This window comes from Variovorax sp. YR750 (assembly GCF_900109805.1).
Classification (GTDB): Bacteria; Pseudomonadota; Gammaproteobacteria; order Burkholderiales; family Burkholderiaceae_C; genus Variovorax; species Variovorax gossypii.
The window spans coordinates 400661-412954 of record NZ_FOBJ01000001.1 but is presented as its reverse complement, the minus strand read 5'-3'; the positions used below and the strand labels follow the sequence as shown (position 1 = coordinate 412954).

General features: G+C 67.9%; 10 protein-coding genes. 2 read left to right on the top strand and 8 right to left on the bottom strand.

Features of this window, described 5'->3' with window-relative positions; all coding sequences use genetic code 11:
* Window positions 1–17: 17 nt before the first annotated feature.
* The 7 genes from BMY35_RS01790 to BMY35_RS01760 form a co-directional block, all read right to left on the bottom strand.
* The gene (locus BMY35_RS01790) at window positions 18–869 is read right to left on the bottom strand and encodes a substrate-binding periplasmic protein (RefSeq protein ID WP_093195273.1); all 852 of its coding nucleotides are present in this window, start codon (window positions 867–869) and stop codon (window positions 18–20) included.
* A 61-nt stretch (window positions 870–930) separates the two neighbouring features.
* On the bottom strand, window positions 931–1662 hold the full coding sequence (locus BMY35_RS01785) for a FadR/GntR family transcriptional regulator (protein WP_093195272.1): 732 nt from the start codon (window positions 1660–1662) through the stop codon (window positions 931–933).
* 85 nt (window positions 1663–1747) lie between these two features.
* A complete protein-coding gene (locus BMY35_RS01780) occupies window positions 1748–2104 on the bottom strand; it encodes a response regulator (RefSeq protein ID WP_093195271.1) in 357 nt (118 codons plus the stop codon).
* A gap of 51 nt (window positions 2105–2155) precedes the next feature.
* A complete protein-coding gene (locus BMY35_RS01775) occupies window positions 2156–3379 on the bottom strand; it encodes a hybrid sensor histidine kinase/response regulator (protein ID WP_093195270.1) in 1224 nt (407 codons plus the stop codon).
* Window positions 3369–3986, bottom strand: coding sequence for a chemotaxis protein CheB (locus BMY35_RS01770; protein WP_256228001.1), 618 nt, complete (start codon window positions 3984–3986; stop codon window positions 3369–3371). The genes BMY35_RS01775 and BMY35_RS01770 overlap by 11 nt, the downstream gene beginning before the upstream one ends.
* The gene (locus BMY35_RS01765) at window positions 3983–4861 is read right to left on the bottom strand and encodes a CheR family methyltransferase (RefSeq protein WP_371287121.1); all 879 of its coding nucleotides are present in this window, start codon (window positions 4859–4861) and stop codon (window positions 3983–3985) included. Before BMY35_RS01765 ends, BMY35_RS01770 begins: the two co-directional genes overlap by 4 nt.
* Window positions 4858–8364 carry a response regulator gene (locus tag BMY35_RS01760; protein ID WP_093195269.1) on the bottom strand — a complete coding sequence of 1169 codons (3507 nt, stop codon included), beginning with the start codon at window positions 8362–8364 and terminating at the stop codon, window positions 4858–4860. Before BMY35_RS01760 ends, BMY35_RS01765 begins: the two co-directional genes overlap by 4 nt.
* 155 nt (window positions 8365–8519) lie before the next feature.
* Here BMY35_RS01760 and BMY35_RS01755 point away from each other — a divergent pair, with 155 nt between their 5' ends.
* Entirely contained in the window at window positions 8520–10844 is a 2325-nt protein-coding gene (locus tag BMY35_RS01755) for an ATP-dependent DNA helicase (RefSeq protein ID WP_093195268.1), read from the top strand.
* A 108-nt stretch (window positions 10845–10952) separates the two neighbouring features.
* Here BMY35_RS01755 and BMY35_RS38670 read toward each other — a convergent pair whose 3' ends face one another.
* Window positions 10953–11453 carry a hypothetical protein gene (locus BMY35_RS38670; protein ID WP_256227998.1) on the bottom strand — a complete coding sequence of 167 codons (501 nt, stop codon included), beginning with the start codon at window positions 11451–11453 and terminating at the stop codon, window positions 10953–10955.
* Between BMY35_RS38670 and BMY35_RS38665 the strand changes: the two genes are divergently transcribed.
* Complete coding sequence (locus tag BMY35_RS38665) at window positions 11338–12273, top strand: glycoside hydrolase family 16 protein (RefSeq protein ID WP_371287126.1); 936 nt, start codon at window positions 11338–11340, stop codon at window positions 12271–12273. The two genes, BMY35_RS38670 and BMY35_RS38665, sit on opposite strands and share 116 nt — an antisense overlap.
* Window positions 12274–12294 lie beyond the last annotated feature (21 nt).

The following is a 12294-nucleotide window of genomic DNA, read 5'->3' as shown; positions in this document are numbered from 1 at the left end:
CAGGGCGGCGCGGCCGTTCACTGGAGCCCGCCGACGATGCGCGCCTCGTCGGCATCGAGCCGCGCCTTCTGCGCCTTGGCGACGTCGCGAAGCCAGTTCAGGTAGGCGGGCTGGTTCTTGTCCACCGCCAGGCCCACGGGCGAGGCCTTCTCGGTGCTCGACTGGCAGTTGTTTTCCTTCGGCAGCACGGCCAGGCCCTTGACCTTGTGCTGCAGCGTGACCCAGGGCACGCGGTTGATCGGCGCGGCATCGGCGCGGCGGGCCATGATTTCCTCGACCGGGGCCGTCGCGCCCGAGCTTGCGACCGCGCGCAGCTTCGCCTGCGGAAAGCGCTGCTTCACCCAGGCCTCTTCGGCGCCGCCGGTGAAGTAGGCGATGGTCACGTCGGGCCGGTTCAACTCGTCCACCGAGCTCGCCTTGCCCAGCTTCGCGTTGTCGGCGCGGCCGAACATGCACACGCTGGTGGAGGAGTAGATGACGAAGTCCACCACCTTCAGCCGCTCCGGCGTCTCGCCCAGCGGGCTGATGGTCATGTCGACCTGGTTGGCCGCGAGCACCGGCACCTTGGTCTCGTGCGAGACCGGCACGGTGCGCAGCTTCACGCCCAACTGCTTCGCGTATTCGTTGGCCAGCAGCCAGGCCGGGCCGCTCCAGGGCTCGCCCTGGCCGGTGGTGTTCTCGATGAGCCAGGGCGCGTTCTGCAGCACGCCCACGCGCAGCTCGCCCGCCTTGCGGATCGCGTCGATGCGCGGGCTGGCGCCGGGGGCGGGCGCGGACTGGGCGGAGGCGCCGGTTGCGGCAGCGGCCAGCAAAGTCAGGGCGAAGCAATGCGCGGCGATGCGGCATCGCCGATTGACAGTCGATCTCATGGTTTGTCTCCGTGGTTTTCGGGGTGGCTCCGGCCCCAGGCCGGTCACCGGGTGCCTGCTCTCAGCGCCAGGCTTGCGCGAACTCGCTGATCACGCGCTCGATGTGCGCGCGCATCGCCTTGCGGGCGCCGTCCGCATCGCGTTCCAGCAGTGCGTTGAAAACGCGCTGGTGGTCGTCCTGCGAGGCGCGGCGCAAGGCCGGTGTGTGGAAGTGGGCTTCCAGCTGGGACCAGATCGGCGCCTTGGTGTGGTCCCACACCGCGGTCACCATCTGCAGAAGCACGCTGTTGCCGGTCGACTCGGCAATGCGCAGGTGAAACAGGCGGTCGGCCGCCTCGTTGGCTTCCTTGTCGTGCATCTTCTCGCGCATCTCGGCCAGCGCGCCGTAGATGCGGTCGAGGTCGCTGTCCTTGCGGCTCTCGGCGGCCACCGCCGCGATCTCGCCCTCGATCAGGCAGCGCGCGCGCAGCAGCTCGAAGGGGCCCGGTCCGGGCGAGAGTGTGTAGGCCGAAGGCGGCGCGGCAGCGCCGGGCGCCGGCGCGCAGACATAGATGCCCGAGCCGCCGCGCACTTCGACGTTGCCCTGGATCTCCAGGACGATGATCGCCTCGCGCACCAGCGTGCGGCTCACGTTGAAGCGGTCGGCCAGCGCGCGCTCGGACGGAAGGCGGTCGCCCACCTTGAATTCACCCTCGGTGATGAGGGCGGCGATGCCGGCCGCGAGCTTCTGGTACGAGCGGTCGGAATCCGGCTCGCTCGCAGGCAGGCGTGGGAGTTCGTGGATGGTTGCCATGTGGTGAGCCAGTCTAAAAGTGGTTCACCAATTTCCCGATAGTGGTTTACCACTAGGCTGCGCACGGGCAGCCGGATGGGTCGGCTCAGTGCTGCGCGAGGATGCGCTCGAGCCTCTCGATGTCGATCGGCTTCTGCAGGTGGTGGTCGAACAGCCCCTCGACTGACTGGCCGGCCATGTCCTGCGCCGAGAAGCCGGTCACGGCAACCAGCAGCTTCGGCGTGCCCTCGGCCTTGCTCTCGCGCAGCCGGCGGGCCACCTCGGTGCCCGGCATGTCGGGCAGGCCGAGATCGATCAGCGCGGCGTCGAAGCTCTCGGCGGCGGCCGCGTCCAGCGCCTGCTGCGCCGAGTAGGTGCAGCGCGCCGTGTGGTCGTGCAGGCCCAGCAGCTCCTGCAGCAGGTCGGCCGAAGCCTTGTTGTCGTCGACGATCAGCACGTTCACGGGAAGTCTTCTTTCAGGTCAATCGGTAAGGTCGGATCAGGCCGGGCACGGCTATGTTCCATGGCCCTCGCCAGCGGCGGCGTCGGGTGCGCGCAGCGGCAACTCGACAACGAAGCGCGAGCCTTCGCCCGGCGCGCTCTCCACGGCGATCCGCCCGCCGTGCAGGTCGACGATCTTGCGCGTGATGTAGAGCCCCAGGCCCAGACCCGCAGCGTGCTTGCGGCTGACGTCGGTGCGCTCGAACTGCTCGAAGATCCGGCCCTGGTCCTCGGGCGCAATGCCGATGCCCTGGTCGCGCACGGCCACCTGGGCGCTGTTTCCCAGCTGCTGCACGACCATCTCGACCGGCTTGCCGCCGCCGTAGCGCAGCGCGTTGGTCAGCAGGTTGGTCAGCACCTGTTCGATGCGGAATTCGTCCCACGCGCCGCGCAGCTCGGCCGGCGCCGACAGCGTGATGACCGTGCCGGCGGACTCGGCCTGCTGGTGCAGGTTCTCCACCACCGCCTGCGCGAGCGCCGCGAGATCCACCGGCTGCGGCTTGATCGACAGCGCATCGCGCCGCATGCGCGTGACGTCGAGCATGTCGTCGATCAGCCGTACCATGTTGCGGATCTGCCGCTGGTCGCGCTCGATCATCGCGGGCAGCCGCTCGGGCGCGAAGCTGTCGAGCTTGCCTTTCGACAGGTGCAGCTGGCGCAGCTGCGCCTCGAGGTAGAGCGTGTTGAGCGGCGTGCGCAGCTCGTGCGACACCATCGACATGAAGTCGTCGCGCATGCGCACCGCGTGCTCCAACTCGTGCTGCGTCTGCTGCAGCTGCTGCACCAGCTCTTCCTGCTTCTTGTGCGCGGCGGCGAGCGAGTCCATCTCGTGCCGAAGCGCCTTGCGGTGCTGGTAGAGATCGACGAACACGTTCACCTTGCTGACCACCGCGTGCGGGTCGAGCGGCTTGTGCAGGAAGTCGACTGCGCCGCTCTCGTAGCCCTGGAAGGCGTAGTTCAGCTCGCGCCCGGCGGCGCTCACGAAGATGATCGGGATGTGCCGCGTGCGCTCGGTGCCGCGCATCAGCTCGGCCAGCTCGAAGCCGTTCATGCCGGGCATCTGCACGTCGACGATGGCGAGCGCGAATTCGTGCTCCAGCAGCAGCGCCAGCGCGGCGTCGGCCGATCCGGCACGGTAGGCAGTGCGCCCGGGCGCGCGGATCAGCGCTTCCAGTGCCAGCAGGTTCTCCGGCAGGTCGTCCACGAGCAGCAGCTTGCTTTCGATGTCAATGTTCACGGACGGCCTCCAGTTGGAGCAGCAGGTTGCGCAGTTCGTGCAAGGGCAGCACGTAGTCGGGAATGTGGCGCGCGATGGCGGCGAGGGGCATGGTGGGAATCTGGGCTTCCTTGGGTTCCTGCACGGCGGTGAGCCCGCCGGCCAGATGGATCCGGTGCAGTCCCTCGGCTCCGTCGTCGTTCGCGCCGGTCAGCAGGAAGCCGGCGAGGGCGGGGCCATAGGCATCGGCGGCGGAGGCCATCAGCACGTCGATGGACGGCCGCGAGAACAGCACCGGCGGCTCGCAACTCAGCGAGAACGAGCGCTCGCGTTCTATCGACAGGTGGTAGCCGGGCGGCGCGAAGTACAGGCTGCCGTCGGTCAGCGGCATCTTGTCGTTGGCCTCGCGCACCGGAATCGGCAGGCGCTGCGCGAAGATCTCGGCAAGATGGCTCTCGTGCTCCTCGGGCAGGTGCAGCACCACCGCCATCGGGATGTGCCAGCCGGCCGGCAGGTCGTGCAGCAGCGTGGAGAGCGCGTCTATGCCGCCGGCCGAGGCGCCCAGCACCACGGCATCCACGCGCTTGCGAACGGGTGAGCGCAGATGGCGCTTCATCTGGCCTGTCATGCGGCCTTCTTGCGGTAGATGCGCTCGGCACGCGCGTGCGTGTCGAAGCGGTCGGAGTAGCCGGAGAAGTCGATGCTTTCCTTCGACCCCAGCCCGAGGAAGCCGCGATGCGACAGCGACTCGTGGAACAGGCCCAGCGCCCGGTCCTGCAGCTCGCGGTTGAAGTAGATCAGCACGTTGCGACACGACACGAGCTGTGTCTCGGCGAACACGCTGTCGGTCGCGAGGCTGTGGTCGGCGAAGATCGCGTCGGCGCACAGCGTGGGGTCGAAGCGCGCCGCCTCGTAGGCGGCGGTGTAGTAGTCGGAGAACGCGCTGCGCCCGCCCGCGCGCTGGTAGTTGGTGGTGTAGCCCCGGATGGCCTCCAGCGGGAAGATGCCCTGGCGCGCCTTCTCGAGCGAGGCCGGGTTGATGTCGGTGGCGTAGATCTGCGTGCGCGCGAGCAGGCCTTCCTCGCGCAGCAGGATGGCCAGCGAGAACACTTCCTCCCCGGTGCTGCAGCCCGCCACCCACACCTTGACCGAAGGGTAGGTGTGCAGGATCGGCACCACGTGCTGCCGCAGCGCCAGGAAGTAGGCCGGGTCGCGGAACATCTCGCTCACCGGGATCGTCAGGAACTGCAGCAGCCGGCCGAAGAGCGCGGGGTCGCGCAGCACGCGCTCCTGCAGCGCCGAGATGCTCGGCAGCCCGAGCTGGTCGAGCGCGTGCATCACGCGGCGCTTCTGCGAGGCCACCGTGTAGTTGCGGAAGTCGTAGCTGTACTTGAGGTAGATGGCCTCCATCAGCAGGCGCAGCTCGATCTCGGTGTCGCTCAGCGGCTGCAGCGGCGCAGGCGTGGGCCTGGGCGAGGGGGGCGGAGGGGCAGGGCGGCTCACAGGCGCTCCATCTTCGGCATCCACACGCGCAGCAACGAGAACAGCCGCTCCAGGTCCACCGGCTTGGCAAGGTAGTCGTTCGCGCCGGCGGCCAGGCACTGCTCGCGGTCGTCCTTGGTGGCCTTGGCGGTGATGGCGATCACCGGCATCTTCTCGAAGCGCGGATCGCCGCGCAGGCGGCGCGTGGCTTCGAGGCCGTCCATCTCCGGCATCATGATGTCCATCAGCACGAGGTCGATCTCGCTCACCTGGTCGAGCTTCTCCAGCGCCTCGCGGCCGTTGCGGCCGATCTCCACGATGGCGCCGCGCTGCTCCAGCGCGCTGGTGAGCGCGAAGATGTTGCGCACGTCGTCGTCCACCAGCAGGATGGTGCGGCCCTCGAAGATGCGGTCGCGCCCGCGCGCCGTCTTCAGCATGCCCTGGCGCTCGCTCGAGAGCTCGGCCTCCACCTTGTGCAGGAACAGCGTCACCTCGTCGAGCAGGCGCTCCGGGGAGCGCGCGCCCTTGATGATGATCGAGCGCGAGTAGCGCTGCAGCTCGGTCTCTTCGTCGCGCGTGAGGTTGCGCCCGGTGTAGACGATGACCGGCGGGAACGACACGATCTCTTCCGCCGCCATGGCCTTCAGCAGCTCGCTGCCCTGCATGTCGGGCAGCTTCAGGTCGGTGATCATGCAGTCGAACACGCGGGTGCGAAGCAGCTCCAGCGCCTCTTCGCCGGAGCCGACGGCGACGATCTCGATGTCGTCGTCGCCGATCAGCCTGATGACGCTCTCGCGCTGCAGCTCGTCGTCTTCCACCAGCAGCACGACCTTGACCTTCTGCGTGAGCTTTTCCTCCAGCCGGCCGAACACCTTCATCAGCTCGGCGCGCGTGGCGGGCTTCAGCGCATAGCCGACAGCGCCCATCTGCAGCGCCGCGCCTTGCGCGCTCTCGGCGGCGGAGACCACGTGGATCGGAATGTGCCGGGTGTGCGGCGAATCCTTCAGCCGCTGCAGCACGTCCAGGCCGGTACTGTCGGGCAGGCGCATGTCCAGCAGGATGGCGTCGGGCAGGAACTGCGTGGCCAAGTCGAAGCCGTCGGCCGCGCCGTGCGCCACGAGGCAGCGGTAGCCGAGCTCGTGCGCCAGGTCGTAGAGGATGTGCGCGAACTGGGGCTCGTCCTCGATCACGAGCACGCGGCGCACCTGGTCGCGGGGCAGGGCACGGTCGTCGGCGAACTGCGGCGCGGGTACCGGGGACGGGGGCTTGGGGGCCAGTGGAGCCTGCGCGTGTGCATGTGCGTTTGCATGCGCGGGCGAGTGTGCGGCTCTCGGCGTGTAGATCGCCGGCTGCTGCGGCTGTTGCTGCGTCGCCGAGGCCTGCGGTGCCACGGCCGGCAGCTGCAGCGTGAAGGTGCTGCCCTGGCCCGCCGTGCTTTCGACGGTGAGCGTGCCGCCCAGCAGCTGCGTGAGGTCGCGCGAGATCGACAGGCCCAGCCCGGTGCCACCGTAGCGCCGGCTGGTTGTGCCGTCGGCCTGGCGGAAGGCCTCGAAGATCAGCTCGTGCTGCTGCGGATCGATGCCGATGCCCGAGTCGGACACCGCGAACGCGGCGCCGCCGCCGGCGGCCGGCGAGATGACCAGCGCCACTTCGCCGCTGTCGGTGAACTTGATCGCATTCGACAGCAGGTTCTTCAGGATCTGCTCCACCCGCTGCCGGTCGGTGAGCAGCGTGACCGGCGCGTCGGGCCGCACTTCCAGCCTGAAGCGCAGGTTCTTCTGCATGGCGAGCGGGCCGAAGGTGCTTTCCAGGCCGTTGGCGAGCTTGGCCAGCGTCACGTCTTCGGGCACCACTTCGAGCTTGCCGGCCTCGACCTTCGCGATGTCGAGGATGTCGTTGATGAGCACCAGCAGGTCGTTGCCCGAGGAATAGATCGACTCCGCGAACTTCACCTGCTCGCTCGTGAGGTTGCCCTGCGGGTTGTCGCCCAGCAGCTTGGCGAGGATGAGCGCGCTGTTGAGCGGCGTGCGCAGCTCGTGCGACATGTTGGCGAGAAATTCGGACTTGTAGCGGCTGGCGCGCTGCAGCTCGTCGGCGCGGTCTTCCAGGTCGCGCTGCACGCGGCGCAGCGCGGTGTTGCGCTGGTCGAGCGCCTCGGTGCGCTCGGAGAGCTGGCTGTTGGTCTGCTCCAGCTCGGCCTGCTGGTTCTCCAGCATGGCCTGCGAGGCGCGCAGCGCGCGCGACTGTTCTTCCAGTTCCTCGTTGGCGGTGCGCAGCTCTTCCTGCTGCACCTGCAGCTCCTCGTTGAGCTGCTGGGTCTCGGCCAGCACGTCCTGCAACTGCTCGCGGTAGCGCGCCGCGGCCAGCGAGGTGCCGATGTCGTCGGCCACCAGGTCGACCAGCTGGTTGCCGCGCTCGTCCAGCGCGCCGGGCAGGCCGAGCTCGACCACGCCGTTGACCATGCCGCTGCTCGCCACGGGCAGCAGCAGCACCGCCTTCGGTGCCATTTCGCCCAGGCCCGAGTTGACCTTCAGGTAGTCGGCGTCGACCGGGTCGAGCAGCATGCGCCGCCGTTCGGCCGCTGCCTGGCCGACCAGGCTCTCGGTGGGCGAGAAGACCTGCGGCGTGGCTTCGGCGGCGCTCGAGAAGCCGTAGCTGGCCGCCCGGCGCAGCGGGCCGTGGCGCTCGCGCACATAGATGGCGCCGACCGACGTGCCCAGGTGCCGCGAGAAGAAGGCGAGGATCTTGCGGCCCATGTCCGGTGCGCTGAGCTCGCCGACGAGCTCGCCCACCAGCTCGGTCTGAGCGCCGCGCAGCCAGGCCTCGTGGGCGAGGCGGTCGGCGTGGTCGGACTGCTCCTTGAGCACCACGTCGTAGCTTTCCGACAGCAGCATCAGCTGGCGCCGTCCGAAGTAGGCGACCAGCCCGGTGAAGCTCAGCGTGAACAGCAGGAACAGCCCGACCACCCACCAGGCGGTGCGGTTGGCCTCGTTGTTGCGCTGGAAGCGCAGGGCCTGCTCGGTTTCCATGAAGGCGGTGAACTCGGCGCGCATGCTGTCGGTCAGGCGCTTGCCCCGGCCCAGGCGCACCACCATCTGGGCGTCCTCTCCCTTGCGGTGCGTCGCGATCAGCTCGGCCGCGTAGTCGTTCCAGCTGCTCTGGATGGAGGCGATGCGGTCGAGGCGCTCGACCTGCTGGCGGTTGTCCGACACCAGCTCGCGCAGCGCGGCCGTATCGGCCTTGACGCGGGGCAGGGCGCTTTGGTACGGCTCCAGGAAGCTCTCGTCGCTGGTGATCAGGAAGCCGCGCATGCCGGTTTCCATGTCGATGCTCTGGCGCTGCAGTTCGCTGGCGGCACGGGTGACGCGGTCCGTGTGCTCTACCCAGCCGATGGTCGACAGCAGGAACAGGATCAGCCCGACGAACACCACCGCCCCGAACAGACCGCCGATCAGAGGGAGCTTGATGTTGCGGCTCAGCAGACGCTCGAAATCGTCAGGGTCGATCGCGGTTGGAGTTTTCATTGGCGCTGTTCGTAAGCAAAACTGTAAGCAAAACTCATGAAGTCTTGCCGATAAATACGCGTGTCCCTGTCGGAGAAGACCCCGTCAGGGCACCCGGGCAGACGCGGGGACGCGGCTCGCGTCGCTATACTGTAATTTCATACAGTTAATGCCAGATGGGCTCCGAACCCTCCTGTCCGCGAGACGCGGCCCCCGTTGTTGCCGAGCACGTAGTTTCCGTCAAGGCGCTGTGCGCCTTCGGCGCGAAGGCGGGCGACCTCGACCTGCGCTTCGTGCCCGCGCCCAGCGCGCTCGAAGGCATGGCGGGGCATGCGCTGGTGCAGCACCGGCGCGATCCGGAGCACTACGCCTGCGAGGTCGGGCTCGAAGCCAGCTGCGGCGCGCTGCGCGTGCGCGGGCGGGCCGACGGCTACGAGGCGCGCAGCGCCCGCGTCGAGGAAATCAAGACCTTCCGCGGCGACTTCGACGCCATCCGCGGCAACCATCGCGCGCTGCACTGGGCCCAGGCCCGCACCTACGGCTGGATGCTCTGCGAGCAGCACGGCCACGACGCGATGACGGTCGCGCTGGTGTACCTCGACCTCGCCACCGGCGACGAGACCGTGCTCGAGGAGCACCACACCCGCGAAGCGCTGAAGGAGCACTTCGAGCAGCTTTGCGGCCGCTACAGCTACTGGGCGAGGAGCGAAGTCGCCCATCGCGAGGCGCTGGACGCCACGCTGGAGCGGCTCGAATTTCCGCACCGCGCCTTCCGAGCCGGCCAGCGTGAACTGGCCGAGGCCGTCTACCGCGCGGCCGCGGGCGGACGCTGCCTGATGGCACAGGCGCCCACGGGCATCGGCAAGACGCTGGCCACCATCTTCCCGATGCTCAAGGCCCGCGCGGCACGAAGAATCGACAGGCTCTTCTTCCTCACGGCCAAGACTTCCGGCCGACCGGTCGCACTCGATGCGCTGCGCGTGCTCGACAGGGGCCAGGGGCAGGGCAGGCTGCGCGTGCTCGAGCTCGCGGCCCGCGAGAAGGTCTGCGAATACCCCGACCGCGCCTGCCACGGCGATGCCTGCCCGCTTGCGCGAGGCTTCTACGACCGCCTTCCGGCCGCGCGCGAGCAGGCCGCGCAAGTGGCATGGCTCGATCGCGAGGCGCTGCGCGACATCGCACTCGCGCACGAGGTGTGCCCCTATTTCCTCGCGCAGGAAATGGCGCACTGGGCCGACGCCATCGTCGGCGACTACAACTACTACTTCGACGGCAGCGCCTTCCTCTACGCCACCATGCGCGATGCCGACTGGCGGGCGGCCGTGCTGGTGGACGAGGCCCACAACCTGCTGGAGCGCGCGCGCGGCATGTACACCGCGCAGCTCGAAGGCGCCGCGCTCGAGGAAGCGCACCGCGCGGCGCCGGCCGCGCTGCGCGGCCCGCTGGCACGCCTGTTCCGCGAATGGGACACCGTGCAGCAGTCGCAGGTGGCCGACTACGAAACCGCCGACGAGATTCCCGAGCGGTTCCTGCGCACCCTGCAGGCCGCCAACACCGCCATGGCCGAATACTTCGCGGCCACGCCCGAGGCCTCGCAGGGGCCGCTGCAGCGCTTCTTCTTCGACGCGCTGCACTTCGCCCGGCTGGCCGAGGCCTTCGGCGACCATTCGGTGTTCGAGCGCACGCTGGGCGCCACCCAGCAGGACCGCGGCCTCGCCATCCGCAACCTGGTGCCCGCGCCGTTCCTCCAGACGCGCTTCGGCGACGCGGTGTCGGTCACCTGCTTCTCGGGCACGCTGTCGCCCTTCGAGTTCTACCGCGACGCGCTGGGCCTGCCCGAAGACACCGCGCTGCTCGACGTCGCCTCGCCCTTCGACAGCGCCCAACTGCGCGTCGAAGTGGCAACGCACGTGTCGACGCGCTTCCGAGACCGGGCGGGCTCGCTGCGCGACGTGGCCGACATCATCGGCGCGCAGTTCGAGCGCCTGCCGGGCAATTACCTGGCCTTCTTCAGCAGCTTCGACTACCTGGAGAAAGCCTGCGCCGCCTTTTCGCGGCGACACCCCGGCGTGCCCGTGTGGACGCAGACCCGCGGCATGCGCGAGGCCGACCGCCAGGATTTCGTGGCGCGCTTCGAGGAGGGCGGCCGGGGCGTCGGCTTCGCGGTGCTCGGCGGTGCCTTCGGCGAGGGCATCGACCTGCCGGGCAGCCGGCTGATCGGCGCCTTCGTGGCCAGCCTCGGCCTGCCGCAATACAACCAGCTCAACGAGATCACGCGCGAGCGCATGCAGGCGCGCTTCGGCAAGGGCTACGAATACACCTATCTCTACCCGGGCCTGCAGAAGGTGGTGCAGGCCGCCGGCCGCGTGATCCGCACCGAGGAAGACCGGGGCGTGCTGCACCTGCTCGACGACCGCTTCGCACGCGCGGAGATCCGCGAGCTGCTGCCGCGCTGGTGGCATGTGCGGCTGGCGAGGCACGAAGACGATGCGTACCTTTAGGTCGAATCCGATTCGGATCGGGCGCAATTGCAAACTATTGAAGGGTTGCGTGCCGCTTGCCGGAATTAATTCAAGAGGGTGCGCAGGCCTAAATGACAAATTGAATTGTTATCTTATTGGGAGGCTTGAGGAGAAATTAAAATTGGAAGGCAAATTCACGCAAGGAGGAAAGCTTTCCATGAAATCAAATCGCTCGATTGAGCAATCGGTGGCTGCGGAGAAATCACGCAGGCAGTTTCTGCAAACGGGGGTGCGAACTGCGACAGCGCTATTGGGGACTTCAGTTATTGCTGGATGCGGAGGAGGGAATTCTGGTGGCAGCGTAAATGGCGGGAGTTTTTCGCCTCCAGCAACAAATCCGGCTGCAGAAAACTCATCTTCGACCGCATCAGCGCAAACCGCGGCTACATCACCGTCCGCAGCGCCTCTGGCAAAAAATCCGGTCATCCATTCCTTTTCTCCGGCCCTTGCAATACGAGGAAACGTAATTGTCATCACGGGTGCCGAATTCGACTCGAATGCCTTCGTCAGTTTCGGCGGGGTGCCTGCGACGAAGCTCCGCGTCGACTCCGCGAGCCAGATTTCAGCGACCGTGCCCGAGTCGGCCAAGACCGGCGAGATCTCCGTCCGGACGGCCGGAGGAACGGCGCGATCAAGCACTCAGTTGGTGGTGTCGCATGCGCCCAAGTCGGCGGATGGCTACAAGCTCGCATGGCACGACGAGTTCGAGGGCAGTGCCGTAGACCGCGCCAGGTGGAGCCTGGGCACCAATGTTCGCGACGACGCATTCCAGACGGTCGATGCCGTGAAGGTCGAGGACAGCGTCCTGAAGATCTCGACCTACACGGACCCGTCGACCGGCAGGCACCACACGGGGTGGCTGATCACCAGAGGTCTCTACGAATTCCGCTTCGGATACATCGAAGCCAGCGTCCGTTTCGCATCCAGGCCGGGGCAGTGGGGAGCGGTCTGGTTGATGTCCCAGGCCAACAGGGTGGCCGAGCCGCCGAATCCGGCTGCCGGCGTGGAGGTGGACATCATCGAGCACCGGGCGGTTTCGAAGGACAACGCAGCGGACATCAGCAACGAGTTCTCGAGCGCGGTGCATTGGAACGGCTACGAGAACGGAAAGACGATCTCCCGCGGCAGCGGTCCGCAGCGGCTGCCGGAAAAGCAGTCGTTCTCCAGCTGGCACACGGTGGGTGTGCTCTGGACGCCGGAGGGATACCAGTTCTACCTCGACGGCGCGGAGACGCCGTACGCGACCATCAAGGAAGGCATTTCCCTGAACGACGAATACATCAAGCTCACCTGCGAGATCAAGAACGGCGGCTGGGCGGGCCTCATTCCGCCCGGCGGCTACGGCCCGCTGGGCGCGAGCACCAACGCGACCATGGAAGTCGACTGGGTTCGCGTGTGGCGACCGTAGCGGCTTGACGGCAAGAAGACA